We start from the raw sequence: 21,691 nt of genomic DNA, 5'->3' as shown, positions 1-21,691 counted from the left end.
TTGGATTACCTGTTGTCCTTCTTCGCTTGACGTTCCTGCCTGCTCGCCTTCATCTTGGCAAGCCATTCGGGGCTGAACGCCCTCACACTGACGCTCTGCGTGCCGTCTTCAAGCACGGTGCGCTCCTCGACCTCGGCCTCCTCGGCTTCGGTTTCCGCGGTGTTCTTCGCGGCATCCAACGCAGCGTACCGCTTCGACTGGCGGCTGAGCAGCACGCCGGAAATGGAGGCGGCGATCAGTGAGGCGAGCAGCACGCCGAAACGTGCTTCGGCGGACAGTTCGGGGTTCTTGTAGGCCAGGGATGCGATGAGGAACGATACGGTGAAGCCGATGCCGCAGGCGCAGGCCGCCGGGAACAGGTCACGCACACGCAGACCCTTCGGCATCTTCAGGCCGCCCACATGCGTGCTCAGCCAGGCGACGAGCATGATACCCACCGGCTTGCCGACCACCAGGGCGACGATGATGCCGACCACCACGGGCGAGACGACGAGTGCGAGGGTCAGGGATTCGAAGTGCACACCGGTGGCGAACAGGGCGAAGATCGGCAGCGCGACGAGTGCGGACAGCGGCTGCAGCTTGTCGTGGTAGCGTGCGGCGCGAGGCGTCTTCTCGCCGTAGATTTCACGCGAGGGGGTGAGCAGGCCGACCAGTACGCCGGCAAGTGTGGGGTGCACGCCGGCTTCGAACATCATCACCCAGGCGAGGATGCCCACGATGCCGGCCACGATCCAGGGGATGCGCTTGCGACGTACGAGGAAGGCCCATGCCGCGGCGCAGACGGCGATGCCGATGAACCAGTACCAGGCATTCAGGGAGGAGAAGAACAGGGCGATGAGCACGATGGCGAGCAGATCGTCCACGGTGGCGAGGGTCATGAGGAAGGCGCGGATCGATCCGGGCAGCGCCTTGGCGAAGAGGGCGAGCACGGCCAGCGAGAACGCGATATCCGTGGCGGTCGGCACCGCCCAGCCTTGGGCGATGGCCGAATAGGAATACACTTCGCCGGATGCGATGGTTTCAAGACCGGGGCTAGGAGGTGCGAAACGGGAGAACAGTGCCGTTACGGCGAGGAAAAGGACCGGCGGCACCATCATGCCGCCCACGGCGCACAGCATGGGGACCGCGGCGGCCTTGGGGTTGGCGAGCGAACCGGTGGTGAGTTCCTGCTTGAGGTCGAGGCCCACCATGAGGAAGAAGACCGTCAAGAGACCGTCCTGCGCCCAATGGCCGATTGGCAGGTCGATGTTCGTGCGGGGAATGGCCACATGCGTTTCCGCGATCGTTTCGAACAGGTGGGCGGTGGCCGGCAGGTTTGCCAGAATCAGGCCGACGAGCGCGAAACCAAGCATGATCAGGCCTGACAGTCGATCGGATGAGGCGACCCGCCGTACCCCCGTCCAGAATGTATTCGGTGTTCGCGCTTGTGTCTCGGCCATCGGCTCTCCTTTACCACCCTTGCCGCGATCGGCAGGGCTGCTTTGCATGTTCACCTAACACACTAGCGAAAGATTATGAACATTTTATGCCCTGAGCTTCACCGGTGAGACAGCCTTTATCATGTCCCGGCCCAGCCGGAGGCCGCACGCCATTACCCCCGATACGAAGAAACCCCGCTGCATGGCAACGGAGTTTGTATGTGGTGCGCGAGACAGGATTCGAACCTGCGACCTGCTGATCCGTAGTCAGCTGCTCTAATCCGCTGGGCTACTCGCGCAACGTCATCTTCTTTCACCACGTGATGACCCGTGGTAGTGCGCGAGACAGGATTCGAACCTGCGACCTGCTGATCCGTAGTCAGCTGCTCTAATCCGCTGGGCTACTCGCGCAACGTTGCTCTTTCAAACAACTCGATTTATATTACACACTTTGCTCGATAATGCAAATACGGCATGTCGCGCATGTCGGAAACGGCGTTTTGTGTTGGAAACGCACGGTTTTCGCACATATAGGCATGTCAGTGCGCCACACCCAGGCTTGGCATGGATTGGGTGTCCACGTTCTCCTCGTCGCGGATGATGCGCGGATTCCCTTCGCCCAGCACCGCATCGCCGTCCACGACCACCTCGATCACATGGTCAAGGCTTGGCAATTGGAACATCGTGTCCTGCAACGTGCGTTCGATGATGGAACGCAGGCCACGCGCACCGGTCCCCTGCCGGATCGCGGTGCGGGCGATCGCCGCTATCGCGTCGTCGGTGAAGGTGAGCGTCACGCCGTCCACCGCGAACAGCTTCATGTATTGCTTGATGAGCGCATTCGACGGTTGGGTGAGCACCGCCGCCAGATCATCCTCCTTGAGTTCCTGCAGCACGCTGATCACAGGAAGACGGCCGATGAATTCGGGCAGCAGGCCGAATTCCGCCAAATCGTCGGCGCACACCTGCTGCAGCAGTTCCTCATCGGGTACCTCATGATCATGCCATTTGGCTCCGAAACCGCTTTCGCGTGCGCCCAGACGGTTCTTGATGATGTCGGTCAGGCCCACGAACGCGCCACCGCAGATGAACAGGATGCCGCGCGTGTCAATCTGGATGGCCTCCTGTTCGCGGTGCTTGCGGGTGCCTTCGGCCGGAACGGACGCGATGGTGCCTTCAAGAATCTTGAGCAGCGCCTGCTGCACGCCTTCGCCGGATACGTCACGCGTGATGGATGTGTTCTCGCCGGATTTGCGCGCGATCTTGTCGATTTCGTCGATGTAGACGATGCCATGTTCGGCTTTGGAAACGTCGCCGTCCGCCGCTTGCATGAGCCGCTGCAGCACGGTTTCCACATCGTCGCCCACGTAGCCGGCTTCGGTGAGCGTGGTGGCGTCTGTGATGACGAACGGCACGTTCATAACCTTAGCGAGTGTCTGGGCGAGATAGGTTTTGCCCACACCGGTCGGTCCGAGCAGCAGAATGTTCGACTTGGCCACCTGCACGTCGCGCAACGGGTCGTTCCCGGAAGCGTTATGCTTGCCGCCCGTCTCGCCTACTTGGCTGGCGGCTTCGCGCATTTCCATGTTGACGCGCTTGTAATGGTTGTAGACGGCCACGGAAAGCGCCCGTTTGGCGGTTTGCTGGCCGATCACGTACCGGTCGAGGTAGGCGTTGATCTGCATGGGTTTGGGCAGGGTGAGCGCGTTGACTTCAACGTCCTTGATGCGCTCGTCGGAGATGATGCTCACGCATAGTTCGATGCATTCGTCGCAGATGGCCGCCCCCTGGCCGGTCACGAGCTTGCGTACCTGGTGCTCGGTTTTACCGCAGAACGTGCATTTCGGTACTTCGTCGTTGTAGCTCACCACACGTCCCATGCAGCCTCCTGTGAATCCTTCGGTCCCATAAAACACGATACCCCCGCCCTATCCGGAGCGGAGGCATCGTGTCGGCAACAGTTATGGCGACTACGGAATCATGTTTTCGCAGCCACCCTGAACATCACTGGCGGTGTTCGAGCACCTCGTCGACGATGCCGTAATCCTTCGCCTCCTGGGCGGTGAGGAAGGTATCGACTTCGATGTCCTTGCGGATGCGCTCGACAGGCTGGCCGGTATGCTTGGCCAGCGTATTCTCGAGCCATTCACGCATGCGCAGCATCTCGCGGGCCTGGATCTCGATTTCGGTGGCCTTGCCGAAACCCTGGTCGATGGCCGGCTGATGAATCAGCACGCGGGCATTCGGCAGCATCAGACGCTTGCCTTCGGCGCCTGCAGCCAGAAGAATGGCGGCGGCGGATGCGGCCTGGCCAAGGCACACAGTCTGCACGTCGGGCTTGATGTACTGCATGGTGTCGTAAATGGCCGTCATCGCGGTCATCGAGCCGCCCGGAGAGTTGATGTACATCATCACGTCACGGTTCGGGTCCTGGCTTTCCAGCACCAGCAGCTGCGCCATGATGTCGTCCGCGGACGTGTCGTCCACCTGCACGCCCAGGAAGATGATGCGGTCCTCGAACAGTCTTGAGTAGGCGTCCATGGTCTTCATGCCATACGGCGTCTTCTCGCTGAACTGCGGCATAACGTAACGGTTGGTCGGCCCCGCCAGTCGCTGGGCGCGGGCCATGAACTGTGCTTCTTCGCTAGCCATGTTCACTCTCCCCTCATGCTGTCGCGCGTGGTGATGATCTTATCCACGAAGCCGTATTCCAGTGCTTCCTGCGCGGTGAACCAGTGATCGTATTCGTTGTCGCGGTAGATCTCCTCGACGGTGTGACCGGTCTGTTCGGCGGTCAGCTCGCTCATGGTCTTCTTCATGTCCATGATGAGCTCGGCGTTGATGCGCACATCGGTGGTGGTGCCGCCGATGCCGCCGGACGGCTGGTGCATCAGCACGCGGGCGTGGGAGGTCAGATAGCGCTTGCCCCTGGTACCGGAGCTCAGCAGGAACTGACCCATCGAAGCGCACATGCCCAAGCCGACCGTCGCCACATCCGGCTCAATAAGCTGCATGGTGTCGTAGATGGCCATGCCGGCGGTGATCGAACCGCCCGGGGAATTGATGTACAGCCAGATGTCCTTCTTCGGATCCTCGGCGGCAAGCATTAGCATCTGTGCGCTGATGCGATTGGCCATTTCATCCTTGACTTCCTCGCCCATCCAGATGATGCGGTCCTTGAGGAGTCGATTGAAAATCGGATCGACCGGCCCGGAAGGCGCATCCTCACCAGCCATGACCGGAAGGGTTGCAAAAGTGTTGTTCACCATGCTCTCCATTCGAATTACATATCCTTCAACATTTCTCAGACTACCGCCCCGAAGCGACTGAACGGCGTATTTGCGCCTTTTTGCGCGCTTTTCAGCTTCCCGCGTACGTTTTTCGTGGTTTCCACGGCGTTTTCCAAGCGTTTCGCAGGCTCTCTCCGCACTTACGCCGTCGTTCCGCTGCCGTTCCGCTGTCATCCGCACGCCGATACCGGTAGAGTGGTCAGCGATGAGAACGCCATACTGCAAAGGAGTCGACATGACGGAACAAACCCCCACCAATACGATGAGCTTCATCGACCAGTTGGAACCGCTGGTGCAGATTCAGGAGGAAGCCACCGTTTCCCGCACGGTGATGAGCGTCGAAGGCGCTAACGTGGTGCTCTTCACGTTCGACAAAGGGCAGGAGCTGAGTGAGCACACCGCGGCGATGCCGGTGTTCGTGCAGGTGTTGAAGGGCAAGCTTGAGGTGACTGGCGGCGGCGAGACCGTCAAGCTCGTTCCTGGTGGCCTCGTGCATTTCACCACGCGTCTGCCGCATGCGATCCGTGCGCTTGAACCGAGCGTCATGATGCTCACCATGATGACCGGATCCAAGAGCTGAACCTGCCGTTTCCCGGCTTCATAGCCCCGCATAAGGAAACGCCCGTACGGCTTCCTCGCAGGAGAGCCGCACGGGCGTTCGTGTATGCGCAGGGTTACGCGGCAACTCCCCCGCGCACGGCCCTGCCGGACGCCAGCTTATCCAAAGCACCGGTTTTCGCGATCGCCCGGTACAGGAACCAGCTGAACACGCCGGCGATCACGATACCGCCAATCGTCTCGCAGATCATGTGCGTGATGCCGCGCGGGCTCAACGGGGAGACACCCGCATAGCGGAACAGCAGCAGGTATACGCCGTACTCTACCGCCGTGCATGCGCCGCCGGCGATGGCGAGCGGCAGGGTGAAGCTGCGGTACCGCGCCACGGCGAAAGGCAGTTCCGAACATACGCCTTGCAGGATTGCGGACACCATCACGAATCCCACCGCGTACTGGTTGCCGATGACCATTTCCGCGAAAGAGCCGACCAAGTTGACGTATACTGCGGCGCCGGGCTTGCGGATCATCAACACGCCGAGTACGCCGGAGGCGTACCAGACCGCGTGGAACAGGCTCGCCACGCCGGGAAGAATCGCGCTGAGCGTCGACGAGAGCACCGGATACAGGAAGTTGAATCCTTGGAAGACCACACCGCACGCCATGCCTACCGCCGCGCCGACCGCGATGTCGGCCGGGGTCCAGCGCAAGCGGCCATGCCCGAAGGTGCTGCGTGCCGGGCTGGTTGGGCCCGAGACGTTCCGTCTGTTCGATTCCTGCCGGTTTTGTTGATTTCGCTGCGGTGTTTGCATGGTCATGGAAAATCCTCGTCTCCGTTCGCGCCGCGCACAGTACATGATCGGATCGGGACGGCATGTCGCATGTTGCGGCGCCGGCCACCCGCGGGGCTTCTCCCCCTGTTCCGGGTGCTCCTTGACCTGCGCGGCACGGGCGGGAACACCGCCGACCACTATACGCGCCATCTGTCAGGCTGACGGCATATGGCCATATAATGTCGAGCATTCCAATTCGACAGTACGTTTCCATCAACAATATTGACGGGAAGAACATCTCATAGATGCTCTTCCTCATCAGCACGTGATTGTTCACGCCCATGAGACGATTGTTCCGAATCACTCGTACGCTTATGCCGTTTAAGCTCACGTACACGCTGCTTGAGCTCCCGTACGTGCTGCTCAAGCTGGACAATGCGAAGGGCCTGCGAAACGATGAGCGCGTCACGCGGATCGTCGATATCGGCATCGTAGTCATGGGACTTATGAAATGTGGCCTCACCATTCTTCCATCTGGCAATGGCGCGTTCGATACGTTTGTGTCCAATGATTTTGGGATCGAGCCCATTCTCACGGAAGATGGCGCTAGGACTATCCCCGCATCGTATCGACGCATAACCTCGCGACGGAATTCGTCCGTATAGTAGATACGTGTCGCAGTAACCGCGTCCACGGCCGGCAACGTCCGTAAATAACGCTGCGTCTGCTTGCTAAACGGTTTCGCCTTACCGGCCATAACGGCCTCCCCTCCAAAACATTTCGTTCGCATGACGCGCTCTGATGTCAAAAAACATCCGCCGGCGCCATCTCACGGCAATCACCGCCAAACCCAGGATGAATGTCCCTATACCAATCCACAGGCCGATGACTCGCGCATCATGTATATCGCTCGGTTTCGGTGCCACACCAGGCATCGGTACACGAATGCCGGATACGAGCAATCGTTGCGTATTCACGCCGTATGGCGTGCACGTGAGAAGCGTCACCCTATCCTCATCAGGCGTAACGCGAAGTTTGCTCGTATCTTCAGGATCGATCACCCAGATATGGTCCACCTGATAGGCAAGAGTCCTACCCATCACATCCAAATAGAAATAATCGCCTTTACGCATCTCATCAATACGCGTGAACATCAACGATTCCACCAAGCCGCGATGACCAGCGATCACGCTATGCGTACTGGGACCGCCGACAGGCAGGCTCGTGCCATACAAATGACCTGCACCCTTCATGAGGGATTGCTCATCGGTACCGTGATAGATAGGCAAGTCAATCGACAGCTGCAGAATGCGGATCGCTCCCATCACTCCGTCCCGAGCGTTCAGCAGGCTTTGATATTCCGTATCTTCCGAGACTTTGGAATCTGCTTTACCGCCACCGGCCCTGATGCGCCAGCCACAGTAGCGAACGGGTCGGTCGCTTCTCCCAGAATTGGTTGGCCGGAAGACGCAAGATGCCGATTGTATGCTTCTGCGGCTTTCAGCGCATCCTCCGCACGTGGATATGGCCATCCCGCGACCCGCTCTTCCAATGCGCTGTTTGCCGATGCCAAACGATAATCGGAAACCCGCTGCATCACATACGGATAGCCTGCAACGCATATCGCCGATAACGCCAGCAGCAGCACCAGGAAACGCATGGCGATGAGCTCCAGACGCAGTTTCCGGCGACGATAAACGAAATCAGTGACATCGGTGGCTTCCGAGAAGGACATGTCTCCAATGCGATGCCGCGATCGCACATCAAGCGTTACACGTTTCATTCGATGCTCGCATACGCACGAGCGGCACCCTTCGGACAATGATCCCCCATCTCCCCGGCCATAATTCAATTCCCCTTCCGTGAATACAAGGAAACTGGTGCCACGGCGATACACAACCCTGACACCAGTTTTCAAACCGTCGACAACGGCTTTCCCGTTACCTCTCCAGCTGATGCTTAACGGAACGCGACTTCACAAGCACCGTCATTGCTGCACCGACCAGCAGCACACCGATCACGGTGAATAATGCCGTGCCCGCGGCACCGGTAAGCGGCAACTGTGTAATGGACTTCACGTTCAGAACAGTTCCCGTCTTGGGATCAACCTGATGTTTGGCATCCTGAACAAGCTCGGCGATGCCGTCGTTCTTGACGGTGACGTTGAACGTGACCTCCAGGTTCTCGGCATACCCGGTAGGTGCCTTCGTCTCTTCGACCACGTATGTACCGGCTGCAAGGCCATTGGCGACCAATTTACCCTTCGTGCCATCAACAGTGGCGGTGACCAAGGTCTGCGTATTGCCGGTGGCGGTTTCCTGCGTGGCGGACAGCTTGTATGTGCCGCCGGCAGCGGTGAACCACAATGGCTCGCCAGTCTTATCACCATTGGCACCAGTCTTGTAGATCTTGAACTCGGCACCGTTCAAACCGGCCTTATCGTCGCCTACGCCGATCTTCTGGAAGCTGAACGAGCCGGTCTTCACCGTATTCGTATGCGTGGCATCGCCTTCGTGGTACGTGTTTTCAAGCACGCCGCCGGCAGCGGCGTTCACCTTGGCGGTGTATGTGAGCTCAAGCTTGTAATAGCCGTTCGCGGCGGCCACGGGATTATTGCCAAGAGCGGTCTCGATGGCATCCTTATCCAAGCTCACGGTGAAGAACTTAGTACCATCACCATCAAACGAAGAACTTTCATTAGTCAGTTCACCGCCGAAGACAGCGTTCACCTGACCTGCTTGCGTGCCGATCTGCGTACCGTTGACCTTGAAATCGGCCGTATTGCGGTTGACAGTCAGACCGGTGCCGGGAACATCCTTGAACGTCACGTTGTACGTGGTGTTGGCCTCATAGTAGTTGGTAGGCACATACGAAGTCAGCGTGTAACGGACTGAGTCACCCACGCCCACGGCCGTACCATTCTTATCGGACGTCTTATCGCCAGCAGGCTTGTCTTCCGATTTCGCGTTCACCTGGCCTGGCTCGGTGATGTTCTGCTGTCCCTCCTCATATGGAGACGCGATGGTCAGACCATCCGCGCCCGCAACGGTGGTGGCGACGATGGCCGTCGACCCCTTAACCGACTGGGCATTCTTCGTGTCCTTGACGGCATACCAGCCTTCCGGCATGGAAAGCGTCACATCGGAGCCCGAAGGAGTGCTGCCATTCACGGTATACTGCGCGTCTGCCGTAAGGTACCGATCCAGTTCATCAGCAAACTTACGCAAGGTATTCGCATCGAATGTGGCAACATAGGCCGCAGGATTCGTTGCCGAATAATCCGCGGCATCACCGGTACCGGAGACCACGCCGTACTCGGTGGGCAATGCGGTAACATTCTTGGCCGCGGCGGCAGCCAGATACACGGCTTTCTCCATACCCGTGACGGTATTCACGTCCACGAATGCGGTTTTCTTGCCATCTGCCTCCGTCGACTGTTTGTTGCTGAAAGTGGCGATTTGTGATAGGCCTTATAGGCGTGCCCCGACTGCGAGTTGTGAATCGTGATCGTTTGGTTACTGTCTGCGGCGGCAGCGCTCATGACGCCGAACGCCATACCGCCCAGCATTGTCGCCACAGCGGCAATGCTGGCGAAAAGTTTCCTCATTCTCATGGGAATCCTTCTTTCTCTATTGGTTGTTTGCTGTTTTCTGCAACCGCGGAGGCATGAAGCCGCTATAAGGCCTCCGTGGATCTCCGCGATCCACAATCTGAAACATTCAGTCGAGTCGTTTGCCACGCATCCACAAATTGGATACACCTACCAGAAGGAGGGCAAGACCTCCCAGACCCAAAGCCGTCGCCAACCAGTCACGTTCCGTCGACCCACCGGTCAGGGGGATCACCGATGTGGAGAGCTGGTGGTTGGTTATGGTGATGGTCGCCGACTGTCCGGCGGCACCGCCTGTGAATGTCGCGCCCGTGTTTCCATTGGCCGTAGCTCCACCGACCACGCTGATCTCATAGGTCGGTTTCCAGCCCAGCAAGGACTGTTCCTCAACGGTGTAGGTTTTGTCACCGGAGCCGACTGCTACGGATTTCGACCATGTCCAATTGTCTTCGGGCTTCGCATCGTCATTATCAGGTCCGGCAGGTGTTACTTTGCCTTGGGCGTATTGCACGCCGTCCTGCTTGACGTTCACAGTGACCGATTCCACACTGGGGTCGCTGATTGTCCTGCCTGAGCCATCGACCCAGTGCTTAACGACCGTGAGCGTACCTTTGGTCAGGGGAATAACCGGCTTGGCATAATTCGAACTCTTGCAGTTTCTCGTACCGTTGCCACCTGCGGTGGAGGTGACCACGCAATAGTTCACCGAAGCATCAGCATTGGTAGCAAAACCGGATTGACCGGAAGAGATGTCACCGGTGCCGGGATCGCCGACACTGCCGCTCGGATAGCCGGTCGAAGCGTAGTACTCATATGCCTTATCGTTCGGCTTGACATTGAAGGCGATACGGAACACATCATTTTTCGTGGCGGTCACCGCAGGGTTGAATGTCAACGCAACCTTCTTGCCGGCCTCATCGTATGATGCGGTCCAGCCGTCGTTGAGCTGCATATTGTTCTTGTAGACCCTGATATGTTGCGACAAATCTCCAGTCCACGCTGGATCAACCCATTCGGACAACGTGTCTTGGATGGATTGAATCGTGTAACTGCTGGAGCTGATGATGGTCTGCGCGATATCGTCGAATGCCTTAATCAGCTTCTCGGAATCGGAGCCGTCGAAATATGTGCCATGCGTATCCTTCGCAAGGTCATCCATCTTGCTGGCCTCGCTGGATGAACTGACGGAGAATAACATCACTCCAGACTCGCGCTTGTTGGCTTCGGCAGTCACGGCGTCATAGTTGTAACCGTAGCTATCGTTGTTTCCCTCGCCGTAGTGGCCTTCACTGCCGCCATCTGGATTGCAGGTCCACCAGTTGCAGCCAATCGGGTAGCTGGTCACACGGTACGTTGGATTGCCATCGAAGACAAACACGATATACTTCGCTACGCCTTCGCGTCCGCTGGCCGCAGCGTTGGCGTTTTTCAAAGCAGACTCCCAGTTGGTGCCACCGCTAGCTGTAATGCCATTCACCGTTGATGTGATGCTGCCTGCATCAGCGGTGAATGAACTGGCCGTCTCAGCGCTGGTCGCGAACTGCACGATGCTCATCTGCACCTGTTTGCCCGGTGCAAGCTTGCCGTTCTCATCGGTCAGTAGAGCATTCGCCAGATTCTTCACCGCCGTCTTCGCGATGGTCAGACGTTGCCCTTTCATACTTCCCGACTTGTCGAACACAACCACCACATCCGCGCCACGACCGATGGTGATGGAGGAGCTGGAATCGTTGCCCTTCACATCAAGGTTCAGCGTATAGGTGTCGTTCGTGCCGTTGACCTTCTCCACCCATTTGCGATGTTCGGGCGTACCCAAGCTGGCCATGGTACGAACCGCGACGGAATCCGTGGCGGTCACCGTATTCGTTAAACTGCCGGCAGCGGCCTGCGCGTCATTCACAATGAGCGATCCCGTACAGGTAACGGACTCGCCCGATTCCAACGGGTTCAGTGTCGAAGGGCACTGTACGTTCGCAATAAGGGGATCGGAAACCGTAACATTGTTCAGCTGCTCTTTGCCGCCATTGGCGACAGTGAACTTGTATGGTACCGTGTCGCCGCTTTTGAAGGCATACTCCGGCGTCCATGCCGGCACTTGGTCCTTGTCAACCTGCTTGGTGACGCTAATCGCGCTCACCGGAGTCACCGAATACGCGGTCAAACCCCGCACCAGATGCACCTGATGGTTACCACCGGTGGATGCGGAAAAACCGAACTTGATGGTGGTCGGCAACTGGTACTCCAACGGATACACCATCACCTGCCGCCCGCCAATCCACACGGTAACGGTCTGATATTTCTGATATTGTTGTCCTTCCTCAAGTGCTGAAATCTTGATACGCACCGTCTTGCCGTTCGTATCGTTCTCCTCGGCGGTGGCGGGACTCGTCGCCAGACCGGCATTCGGCTGAGTGCTCAGGCAACAATACCCATCAAGCCATTTACCGGAGGAGTCCATGGCACCAGCACCGCGCAAGGTCACGGAATCACTGTCGCCGCCCGACGCGGTCGGGCATGATTGCCCGCCGACCTCACGGTTGCCGGCATGCTCCTTGCTGAAATTGCCGAACATGTCAAGGCCGATACCCAAAACACCTTGGGCGATACCCTCCTCCTTGTCGTCACGACCATTGGAGATGTCATCATCTTTTGACGCATAGCCCAAGCCCGCACCTGCCGCGCCCGGCTTGGACAACGTGGCAGCGCCATCCGTCAGAAAGAAGCTCATGCCATCGGCGCCGGTATTGCCGTACTCGCCTTGGCTGGTTGTGTGATACTCGTATTCATCGAACGTGATATCCAAACCCTGACGGGAGGGAATGGCCTGATTGTATAGCACTGCACCGCTTCTGCCACGACTGTTGTCGGTCAACTGCAGATAGCCTTTGCCGTTCCCAACCCCCTGAACGGCAGAACTGTCCTGCGTGTTCGTGCAGGCATTCGCCCCTGCGGTAAGGCAGGCATCGCCAACCTTGATCCAGTTACCAGCATTGTCGAAATCCGTATTCTTGAATGATTCATCGATAAGCTGGGAACCGGTGTGATCTTCATTGGATACGGTTTCGGTCTGATTTGTCGTCCCCAAGCCATCATCAGCATTGGCGGCACCCGTCTCAATGCCACCAGCAACGATCATCGCCGCCCCAACGAAAGTCACGATTATGTTCTTCGCCCAATCAGCAATGGATAGGGGGGAGGTTGTTTTTCTCATGTCTGCCACACCCTTCTGGGACTCTGCAACAACGCATGAACGCAGAGCAGTTCTCTCATCTCAGTACAAGCACAGGTTTTCAACCTGTTTTCCTTGAGAATAAGAATCAGCTTGTCAAGAAAGGGGGCATAGGGGGAATGCCCTGCAACCGTAGGCAACTGTTGCAATCAATGGATTCAACCGCTGTACGGCTACGCACGACTCGCCGGGATGAATCAACCCCCTGCATAAAAGATCAGGGGGGTATTGAATCGTTGTTGAGAGACAACATCATGGGATGCACGTGCCGCAAAACCGTTATCCCGAAATTTACGGGCAGACTAGCACAGGATTAGAAAATATGAAGAAACCCCTTGCGCGACGCAAGAGGTTTCAACCTTTTCGTGGAGCTAAGGGGATTCGAACCCCTGACCCTCTCCATGCCATGGAGATGCGCTACCAGCTGCGCCATAGCCCCGTATTCATTTATCAGCTCTTTGCGAACCTCGTATACAATACGACGGAATGTCGAAGGACGCAAAACATGGCGTGTCGCACGTGAAAACAACAAGCAAATTTCGGCGGAATTCCAACGATTTCAGCCATACATGCCGGCGTGTCGCCACGATAAGCGAAACCCCATGTGTCTTCCAATGAAATACGGGAAGACACATGGGGCCATTGGTTCATTCAGCGCTCAACGTTCAGCGTTATGCGTCCTGCTCAGCGTTCGCGCCCCCATTCGTCCGTGTCGGCGATGGCGGGACCGTGATTGTAGTCCTTCAGACGCCATCGCAAACCGCCTTCAGTGGTGTCCATCGGCAGCAGCCTCACCCAATGCGCATTATCCATGGAAAGCATGCTGGCGAACGTCGGATCCACCTGGTTAAGGCCGAGCAGGGTCTGCAAGGTCTGGGAAATCCACGCACCATGGGAGAAGATGTACAAATCCGTGTCCTCCCCGGCACGCAACGCCCAGTCGTTGATCGCGGCGACGCCACGCGCACCCACGGCGCTTTTGGCTTCGGCACCGTACTTCATCTCGCCGTCCTTGTGATCGATCCACAGTTTGAAATCCTCAGGGTACGTTTCGGCCAGCTCGCTGACGGCATGGCCATCCCAATCGCCGAAGCTGCGCTCACGCACACGCGGGTCCGGATGCAGCTGCGCGTCGCCCAGCACGTCGGCGAACGCCTGCGCCGTGGCGCGAGCACGTCCGAGATCCGAACAGACGATCAGCTGATGATCGGTTTGCGGTCTTCTATCCACATACAGGTCCTTCAATGCGAGGGCGGTCTGTCTGACCTGCCATTCCCCCACGGCATCCAACGGAATATCCACCTGCCCTTGCAGGCGATGCGCCGCATTGTAGGAGGTGCGCCCGTGACGGACGAGGAAAATGGAACGTACATGATGTGGCATGGGAATCCTTCCTATCCCTAAGGTTCCCGGCCTTGCGCGGGTTTCGGGAACGAAAACGGCATCGCCCGGAACCGATTCGAAAGCCGGTTCCGGGCGATGGCATATCAAGCTTCGATGCTGTCGGCAGATTCGTCGGACTCGTCGGACGCAGCGGATGCGCTGGTTTCCGGGTGTTCGAGCTGCAGGTCGATCTGCGGGCAGTCGCGCCACAGTCTTTCCAGGTTGTAGAACTTGCGGGATTCCTCGTGCATCACGTGGATCACGTAATCGCCGTAGTCGAGCAGCACCCACTGGCCTTCCGTCAGACCCTCACGTTCGCGCGGCTGACGCTTGCCGCACTTCAGATACAGGTCGCGTTCGATCTCCTCGGCGACGGCGAGCACCTGACGTTCGTTGGAAGCGGTGGCGACCATCATGATGTCGGTGATGCCGAGCGGAACCGTCACGTCGAAGGCGACGATGTCGGCGGCCTTCATACGGTCCGCGGCCGCGGCCGCGATACGGATGTCGTCGATGGAGGTTTGCAATGCGGGCATGAATGTCCTTTCACAAGTGGTTATCGCAGCCGGAAGTCACCGGTCTGCCGTTGGTTTCGGTATGTATGTCACGTCGCCTCTGGGATGAGCGTCCTTCGGCGTTCGACGCGTGCAACAACATGCGACGCGTTCGTCGTGCGACGTTCAGCGTTCCCAGGCCGGCTTCCAGCCTTCGACGTTGTGCTGCGTGTTCTCGGAATACACCATGGAATCGCTCGGCACCTCATGGCGTACCACGGAGCCGGCGCCCGTGGTCACATTGTCGCCGACCGTGACCGGGGCGACGAACAGGTTGCCCGCGCCCACATGGCATCCGGCGCCGATCACGGTGCGGTTCTTGTGCACGCCATCGTAGTTGGCGGTGATGGTGCCGCCGCCGATGTTGGTGTGGTCGCCCAGTTCGGCATCGCCCACATAGCTCAGATGCGGCACCTTGGTGCCGTTGCCGATACGCGCCTTCTTCATTTCCACGAACGCGCCGGCCTTCGCGCCCTCGCCGAACTCGTTGCCCGGGCGCAGGTACGTCCATGGGCCGATGTTCGTACCGCGACCGATATGGGATTCCTGCACGCGGGAACGTTCCATCACGGCCTCCTCATCCACCACGGCGTCGATCAGCGTGGTATACGGGCCTACGACGGCGTTCTCGCCAATCACGGTATGACCTTGCAGGAAGCTACCCGGCAGGATCACGGCGTCGCGGCCGATGGTCACATCATCCTCGATCCACGTGGTCTGCGGGTCGAGAATGTCGACGCCTTCGCGCATCCAATACTCGCACACACGCAGGTTATGCGCCTTGGCCAGCGCGGCAAGCTGCACGCGATCGTTCACGCCTTCCACGCTCAGCGGATCCGGCGCGGCGAACGCACCCACGGCGCTTTCCTGCTTGGCGGTCTCCAACGCGTCGGTCAGATAGAACTCACCCTGCGCATTGTTGGAGTTGAGGCCCTTGATCGCCTTGGACAGCACCGCCGCATCGAACACGTACACGGAGGTGTTCACCTCATGCACGGCCAGTTCGCTGCTGTTGGCGTCCTTCTGTTCCACGATGCGCAGCACGTTGCCTTCGCTGTCGCGGATGATACGGCCGTAGCCGGTCGGATCGTCAAGCACGGTGGTGAGCACGGTGGCACCGTTGCCGCTGTTGTTGTGGAAGTCAAGCAACGCGCCGAGGGTTTCGGTATCAAGCAACGGCATGTCGGAAGCCGCGATAAGCACGGAACCGGTGAGCTCACCGTTCGCCGCGAGCTGTTCCATGGCGCACTGCACTGCACGCCCGGTGCCGGGCTTGTCGTCCTGTTCGACGACGGTGACGTGCTCATTGTAGGAACGTGCGGCTTCGGCCACTCGCTCGCCCTGGAAGCGCACGACCACGGCAAGGGTGCCGGGATTCAGCGCGGCGACGGAATCCATGACACGGTTCAGGAAGGTTTTCCCTGCAAAAGTGTGCAGCACCTTCGGCTTGGAGGACTTCATGCGGGTGCCTTCGCCTGCGGCGAGGATGATTGCGGCGGACAATGCCGAGGATGCCATAAAGGTGCGTTCCCTTCGTTGACGGATGATGCTGCGCGACGCCGCTGCGGCGCATGGCGTCTCGGCATCGGTTGTTTCGCACAACATCATAGACTGTCGCCCGGATGAGCGCGACGCCGGGAATCGGCGATCAACAGCCCACGCGCGTCATGCCGGATCCCGCAGCGCTCGAATATACGAGGACGGCCCTGCGACGCATGCCGCAGAGCCGTCTCATGATGGGCTCCCCCACCTGGACTCGAACCAAGACAAAGGGTTCCAAAGACCCGTGTGCTGCCATTACACCATGGGGGAACGGCGAGTGCGAAACCCGCCAAGTGTTTATTATGCCACACGTTTCACGTTCGACGTGTCGCGGCGGCGTTTTTTCTTCGATTATGGCCGTGATTCCGGCGCGATTCCCTGAGTGGATGCCTGATTTTCGGCCGTCCACTCAGGGAATGCATGCTAAGCGAAGAGGAATCCCTTGCCGTGATGCTCCGGGTAAGTGTCGAACAGTTCGGCGACGGAACCGTCCTCGAACACCGCGCGGATGGCGCTGGCCAGCAGCGGCGCGATGGAAAGCACGGTCAAACCATCCCAACGCTTCTCATCCGGAATCGGAACGGTGTCGGTGAGCACGACCTCACGGGCGCCGCAGTTCTTGAGACGCTCGACGGCAGGGCCGGAAAGCACGCCATGCGTGGCGACCACGGTCACGGATTTGGCTCCGGCGTTCTTCAGCACGTTGCATGCGCCAACAATGGTGCCGGCGGTGTCAATCAGGTCATCGACGAGCACGCAGTCCTTGCCGGCGACGTCACCGACCACACGATTGGAGACAGCCTGGTTCGGGCGGGTGATGTCACGGGTCTTGTGCACGAAGGCGAGCGGGCCACCACCAAGGCGCTGGGCCCACTGTTCGGCGACACGGATGCGGCCGGCGTCCGGGGAGACGACGGCGACATTGTCAAGCTGATCTTGGAAACGATCACGAATATAGTCGACGAGCACCGGCATGGCGATCAGATGGTCGACGGGGCCGTCGAAGAAGCCCTGGGACTGGGCGGCATGCAGGTCGACGGACATGATGCGGTCCGCGCCAGCGGTCTTGAGCAGATCGAAGACCAGACGGCAGGAGATGGGTTCGCGACCACGATGCTTCTTATCCTGACGGGAGTATCCGAGCAGCGGGCACACGGCGGTGATGGAACGGGCGGAAGCGCGCTTCAACGCGTCGATCATGATGAGCTGTTCCATGATCGCCTTGTTGATCGGCTGGTAATGGCTTTGCAGTACGAATACGTCGGCGCCACGAACGGATTCGGTATAACGCACATACATCTCACCGTTGGCGAAATCGTATGCGGTGGTTTCGAGTACATCGATGCCGAGTTGATCGGCGACATCCTGAGCAAGTTTCGGATGAACTCTTCCCGTTACGAGAATGAGGTTTTTATCTGGCTTCCCTTCAAGGATTGCGCTCACCATTATCTCCCAAAAGTGTGTTTAGTCATGGGCTTGTAAGCTCCCAGTGTAGCGACCAACACCGACCGCGAACACTCCCCGGCGACTATCCCCTTCCTCTCCCCCACGCCATGCTTTGCGATTACGGCGTGGCGGGTCGCACCGCCGACCTACGCCTAGCGGCATGTCAGTATGGTTGCCGCCCGGAAAGCCCCCGAACGTCAACCGGGCGGCACCCGAACAATATCGGATGCCGCCCGGCAATAAAACCCCGGCCGATCAGTGCCCTGCGGCGATCCATCCATCGATCGCCTGTTTGACCGCTTGTGCGTAGATATCGCTACCGATATTGGGGTGGATGCCGTCGCCGGACGACAACTGGCCGAGATGCTGGTTGGCCATCGCATCCCAATCCACCAGAACCGTATCCGCGGCATGGCTGACAGCGTAGGAGGCGAACATCTGATTGTTCACGCCGATCCATGCACGATCGCCGTGCGCATTGACCAAGACCAGTACGTGGCCGGGCCCGAGCTGCTGACGCAACTGGTCCAGTTGATCCACGGTGACGTAGCCATTGGTCGCCAAGCCGACCAGAACCCACTGCCTCAGAGTGTTGGATGCCGCATCGGCTTGCGCAAGCCCGGGGGCGACTGCCATGGAACGTGAAACCTCGGCGTTGATGTCGATTCCCGGGTACACGGCGGTAAGACCTCCGCTGCTGGCGAGCATCACCGAATCACCGATGGCGGTGATCTGATCGCCTGTGGGCGCGGTGTGCTTGGGTGCCGCCTTCGGCTTGGATGAGTTCTTCTGATCGGCGGGCTTGATCTGATTAGGCGGCGCGGGCTTGGCCGGGCCTCCGGCGTTCTGCTGGCCACGCTGCTGCTTGAGCTTACGGGATTGCTGTTCCAGTTGAATCTGCATCTGTGTCTTCTCCGGAGCCTCATTGATGGCACGGGCACAGCCGATTACGGCGAGGATGACGAGCACATCGACAAGTACCGCGCGTAGAATCTGCGCGGCTTTCTTCTCCTCCGGACTGACCGGATACGGGAAGATCGCGTAGGACACGGAATGCCGCGCGACAGTCTGTTCGAGCAGATACCACGAGATGGCGGAGAATGCCGCGGTCAATGCGAGGGTCAGGATGAGCGCCCAGCCGTTACGCGGATCACCTTTGCCGACCGTGGCCGTGACAACGATCCACAGCGGCCAATGCCACAGGTACACGCTGTAGGAGTGGCGTCCGAGAGCCGCCAGCGGTTTGAACAGCATGAGTTCACGCATCCAGGAGTTCGCGCTGATCGTGCCGGCGATGAGCAGGATGGAGCAGACGCTGGCGAGGATGATGCCACCGCGGAAGGCGAACGCATCCTGCCTGCCGCAGAAGCAGAGCACCGCCAGTACGATGAACGCGGCGAATCCAACAATCGGCGCGATGGCGTAGCCGATTCCGGACGGTGGCTGTGGAGGCTGCAAAGGCTTCGGCGGCTGCAATCCGGCGTTCTTCTGATTCGTTGCCGTTGCCGTCTGCGAGGCGGACAGGGGGCGCTGCTGGTTGTACTCATACGTACACACGCACCAGGCGAACGCGACACCCAACATGAGTCCCACGGAATGCGTGTCGGTACCGAAGTAGACGCGCGTCGGATCGCCGTCAGGCTGGTACAACACCCACATCAACGTGCCACTGAGCGCGGCGAGACCGAGCGGCACCGCCACCGAGAATCGCGTGCTTCGTATCCGACACATGATCCACACGATGAACGGCAGCAACACGTAGAACTGCAGCAATACACCAACGAACCATAGGTGCCGGAACAGTTGCGGGTTCATCTGGTCGAAGTAGCTTTGCCCACCGATGATCGCATGCCAGTTGTACCATCCGGTCAACGAACTGAGCACCTGACCCGAGACACCCACCAAAGCGTCCCGGTCAAAGACGTTCGCGAACGTCACCATGGATGCGACCATGAGCACGAGCGCCGGATACAGTCGGGATAAACGCCTCTGCGCATACCTGAAGTAGTTGATTTTGCCGTCACGGAACAGTTTGCGGAACATGCTCGTCGCCATAACGAAACCCGCCACGGTGAGGAACACGTCGACGCCGTAGAATCCACCGGGGAGATTGCCCTGTGCGCAATGGTATGCGACGATGGCAAGCAGTGCCAGACCTTTGATACCGTCCAGTCCGACGAACTTCCTCATCATGCGTGGACCCTTCTTCTTTCCATATACGAAACGAGATGGCGCGAACCGATTCGCCGCCGCTCGTATTCCGGAACGGAGATCATGCTCAGGTTCGTGATGAACAGAGCCAATCATACTGTCAGCACGACCTAACGACGCTCCAAATCCCCCCCTTCGTCGAAAACCTCCCCCATCGTTTCCGCCATTCGGACTTTCTGTCTTATGGAGCGTCGCCCGTTGGGCAGGAGGAAGCGAGTTCAGGCCAGGGATCGGCCGCGCAATGGGATCGGACCAGCCATGAAAACGGTGAAGGCCCCGACACATGACATGTCGGGACCTTCACCGTTTGGTCCGAATCATCCGGGTGATACATCGCTCAGGCGCATGCCACGCGACGTTTCACCGTAAGAGTCGACTCAGGCGACCTTGTAGCCGTAGTAGTCCTCGCCGGCTTCCGCGATGGCGGCGGACTTGCGGGCGATGGCGAGCTCCTCGTTGGTCGGGATGACGCAGATGGTGACCGCGGAATCCGGGGTGGAGATGATGCGCGGTTCCTTGGAACGGGTGGCGTTCTTCTCCTCGTCCAGCTTGACACCGAACGGAGCGAGCTTGTCGCACACCATCTTGCGGACGACGTCATCGTTCTCGCCGACGCCGGCGGTGAAGGTGATCACGTCCACGCCGCCCATCTGAGCGGTGTAGTTGCCAATGTAGCCGACGATGCGGTGCACGTAGACGTCGAGGGCCAGCTTGGCGTCCTCGTTGCCTTCGGCGACCAGACGATGCACTTCACGCAGATCGCCATAGCCGGTCATGCCCATCATGCCGGAACGCTTGTTGAACAGGGTGTCCAGTTCGTCGACGCTCATGTGGGCGTTGCGAATCAGGTGGAACACGACGGCCGGATCGATGTCGCCGGTACGGCCGCCCATCATGAGGCCTTCGAGCGGGGTCAGACCCATGGAGGTCTCGACCGGCTTGCCGGAGATTTCAGCGGAGGCGGAAGCGCCGTTGCCGATGTGCAGCACGATCTGCTTGAGGCCTTCGGCGGGCTTGCCGATGACGGACGGAACCACGGAGGAGATGAACTCGTGGGAGGTGCCGTGGGCGCCGTAGCGGCGGATGTGGTACTGGTCGGCGACTTCCTTGTTCAGCGCGTAGGTGCTGGAAGCCTTCGGCAGCTGGAAGAAGAAGGAGGAATCGAACACAAAGACCTGCGGAACGTCCGGCAGCAGAGCGCGCATGACTTCGGCACCTTTGGCCTCCGGGCCGTTGTGCAGCGGGGCGAGCACGGCGAGGTCCTTGACCTGGTTGATGGTCTTGTCGGTGACCAGAGCCGGCTGCGGGAAGATGGAACCGCCCTGGACCACGCGGTGGCCGACGGCGACGATGCCAGCGTCGGACAGCTTCGGGCCGAACTCGTCGAAGAAGCCGAGGACGCGCCTCAGACCCTGCTCGTGATCGTGGATCGGCTCTTCGAGCTCGTGCTTCTCACCGTTGTATTCGTGCTTGTAGTGGCCGTCGACGGGCTCGCCGATCTTTTCGACGAGACCGGAAGCGAGACCTTCACCGGATTCGAGATCGACCAGTTGGTACTTGATCGAGCTGGAACCGGAATTGATAACAAGGACGGTTTTTGCCATTGTGGGCATCCTCCAATTGTTGTACTGTTCCGCACACACGGATTTACCGTTGTCCAGATTACTCTTCACGTTCTAC

Annotated in this window: 17 protein-coding genes and 4 tRNA genes; 1 reads left to right on the top strand and 20 read right to left on the bottom strand. The window is 59.1% G+C overall.

Annotated elements, in window-relative coordinates; translation table 11 throughout:
• Nucleotides 1-5: 5 nt before the first annotated feature.
• The 6 genes from BUB29_RS04130 to BUB29_RS04105 all read right to left on the bottom strand — a co-directional run bounded on the left by BUB29_RS04130 (nucleotide 6) and on the right by BUB29_RS04105 (nucleotide 4,684).
• The gene (locus tag BUB29_RS04130) at nucleotides 6-1,439 is read right to left on the bottom strand and encodes a Na+/H+ antiporter NhaA (protein ID WP_051915134.1); all 1,434 of its coding nucleotides are present in this window, start codon (nucleotides 1,437-1,439) and stop codon (nucleotides 6-8) included.
• A gap of 201 nt (nucleotides 1,440-1,640) precedes the next feature.
• Nucleotides 1,641-1,717, bottom strand: a tRNA-Arg gene (locus BUB29_RS04125).
• A 38-nt stretch (nucleotides 1,718-1,755) separates the two neighbouring features.
• A tRNA-Arg gene (locus BUB29_RS04120) sits at nucleotides 1,756-1,829 on the bottom strand.
• Nucleotides 1,830-1,957: 128 nt separating this feature from the next.
• Nucleotides 1,958-3,298, bottom strand: coding sequence for an ATP-dependent Clp protease ATP-binding subunit ClpX (gene clpX / locus BUB29_RS04115; protein WP_033521551.1), 1,341 nt, complete (start codon nucleotides 3,296-3,298; stop codon nucleotides 1,958-1,960).
• 124 nt (nucleotides 3,299-3,422) lie between these two features.
• Nucleotides 3,423-4,070 (bottom strand): ATP-dependent Clp protease proteolytic subunit, encoded by a 648-nt coding sequence (locus BUB29_RS04110; RefSeq protein ID WP_033521553.1) that lies wholly within the window; start codon nucleotides 4,068-4,070, stop codon nucleotides 3,423-3,425.
• Between the two features lie 2 nt (nucleotides 4,071-4,072).
• Nucleotides 4,073-4,684 carry an ATP-dependent Clp protease proteolytic subunit gene (locus BUB29_RS04105; protein ID WP_173552626.1) on the bottom strand — a complete coding sequence of 204 codons (612 nt, stop codon included), beginning with the start codon at nucleotides 4,682-4,684 and terminating at the stop codon, nucleotides 4,073-4,075.
• Nucleotides 4,685-4,970: 286 nt separating this feature from the next.
• Here BUB29_RS04105 and BUB29_RS04100 point away from each other — a divergent pair, with 286 nt between their 5' ends.
• Nucleotides 4,971-5,288 carry a cupin domain-containing protein gene (locus tag BUB29_RS04100; protein WP_455593756.1) on the top strand — a complete coding sequence of 106 codons (318 nt, stop codon included), beginning with the start codon at nucleotides 4,971-4,973 and terminating at the stop codon, nucleotides 5,286-5,288.
• Between the two features lie 94 nt (nucleotides 5,289-5,382).
• On the opposite strand, the gene BUB29_RS04095 is transcribed toward BUB29_RS04100, so the two are convergent.
• The 14 genes from BUB29_RS04095 to BUB29_RS04030 form a co-directional block, all read right to left on the bottom strand.
• Nucleotides 5,383-6,081 (bottom strand): ECF transporter S component, encoded by a 699-nt coding sequence (locus tag BUB29_RS04095; RefSeq protein WP_268751045.1) that lies wholly within the window; start codon nucleotides 6,079-6,081, stop codon nucleotides 5,383-5,385.
• Between the two features lie 701 nt (nucleotides 6,082-6,782).
• Entirely contained in the window at nucleotides 6,783-7,361 is a 579-nt protein-coding gene (locus BUB29_RS10315) for a class C sortase (protein WP_407640904.1), read from the bottom strand.
• Between the two features lie 17 nt (nucleotides 7,362-7,378).
• The gene (locus tag BUB29_RS10310; protein ID WP_051915137.1) at nucleotides 7,379-7,771 is read right to left on the bottom strand and encodes a hypothetical protein; all 393 of its coding nucleotides are present in this window, start codon (nucleotides 7,769-7,771) and stop codon (nucleotides 7,379-7,381) included.
• 205 nt (nucleotides 7,772-7,976) lie between these two features.
• Nucleotides 7,977-9,431, bottom strand: a complete 1,455-nt coding sequence (locus BUB29_RS04080; RefSeq protein ID WP_143155146.1) for a SpaH/EbpB family LPXTG-anchored major pilin — start codon at nucleotides 9,429-9,431, stop codon at nucleotides 7,977-7,979.
• Nucleotides 9,428-9,649 carry a hypothetical protein gene (locus BUB29_RS04075; RefSeq protein WP_033521560.1) on the bottom strand — a complete coding sequence of 74 codons (222 nt, stop codon included), beginning with the start codon at nucleotides 9,647-9,649 and terminating at the stop codon, nucleotides 9,428-9,430. Before BUB29_RS04075 ends, BUB29_RS04080 begins: the two co-directional genes overlap by 4 nt.
• A gap of 106 nt (nucleotides 9,650-9,755) precedes the next feature.
• On the bottom strand, nucleotides 9,756-12,803 hold the full coding sequence (locus BUB29_RS04070) for a DUF7604 domain-containing protein (RefSeq protein ID WP_159430606.1): 3,048 nt from the start codon (nucleotides 12,801-12,803) through the stop codon (nucleotides 9,756-9,758).
• A gap of 438 nt (nucleotides 12,804-13,241) precedes the next feature.
• Nucleotides 13,242-13,314: transfer RNA gene (locus BUB29_RS04065), tRNA-Ala, on the bottom strand.
• 245 nt (nucleotides 13,315-13,559) lie between these two features.
• Nucleotides 13,560-14,258 (bottom strand): histidine phosphatase family protein, encoded by a 699-nt coding sequence (locus tag BUB29_RS04060; RefSeq protein WP_033521564.1) that lies wholly within the window; start codon nucleotides 14,256-14,258, stop codon nucleotides 13,560-13,562.
• Nucleotides 14,259-14,362: 104 nt separating this feature from the next.
• Complete coding sequence (gene rsfS, locus BUB29_RS04055; RefSeq protein ID WP_033521566.1) at nucleotides 14,363-14,794, bottom strand: ribosome silencing factor; 432 nt, start codon at nucleotides 14,792-14,794, stop codon at nucleotides 14,363-14,365.
• Between the two features lie 144 nt (nucleotides 14,795-14,938).
• Nucleotides 14,939-16,330: a bifunctional UDP-N-acetylglucosamine diphosphorylase/glucosamine-1-phosphate N-acetyltransferase GlmU gene (glmU, locus tag BUB29_RS04050; RefSeq protein WP_033521568.1), complete on the bottom strand. Its 1,392-nt coding sequence runs from the start codon at nucleotides 16,328-16,330 to the stop codon at nucleotides 14,939-14,941.
• Nucleotides 16,331-16,553: 223 nt separating this feature from the next.
• A tRNA-Gln gene (locus BUB29_RS04045) sits at nucleotides 16,554-16,624 on the bottom strand.
• A gap of 153 nt (nucleotides 16,625-16,777) precedes the next feature.
• Complete coding sequence (locus BUB29_RS04040; protein ID WP_033521570.1) at nucleotides 16,778-17,800, bottom strand: ribose-phosphate diphosphokinase; 1,023 nt, start codon at nucleotides 17,798-17,800, stop codon at nucleotides 16,778-16,780.
• Between the two features lie 255 nt (nucleotides 17,801-18,055).
• Nucleotides 18,056-19,993: an acyltransferase family protein gene (locus BUB29_RS04035; RefSeq protein ID WP_327020854.1), complete on the bottom strand. Its 1,938-nt coding sequence runs from the start codon at nucleotides 19,991-19,993 to the stop codon at nucleotides 18,056-18,058.
• Nucleotides 19,994-20,388: 395 nt separating this feature from the next.
• Complete coding sequence (locus BUB29_RS04030) at nucleotides 20,389-21,615, bottom strand: acetate/propionate family kinase (protein ID WP_033521572.1); 1,227 nt, start codon at nucleotides 21,613-21,615, stop codon at nucleotides 20,389-20,391.
• Nucleotides 21,616-21,691 lie beyond the last annotated feature (76 nt).

It is taken from the genome of Bifidobacterium merycicum DSM 6492 (assembly GCF_900129045.1).
Taxonomy (GTDB): Bacteria; Actinomycetota; Actinomycetes; order Actinomycetales; family Bifidobacteriaceae; genus Bifidobacterium; species Bifidobacterium merycicum.
Note: the sequence above shows the minus strand (reverse complement) of the source record. Positions and strands in the feature narration are given on the sequence as shown.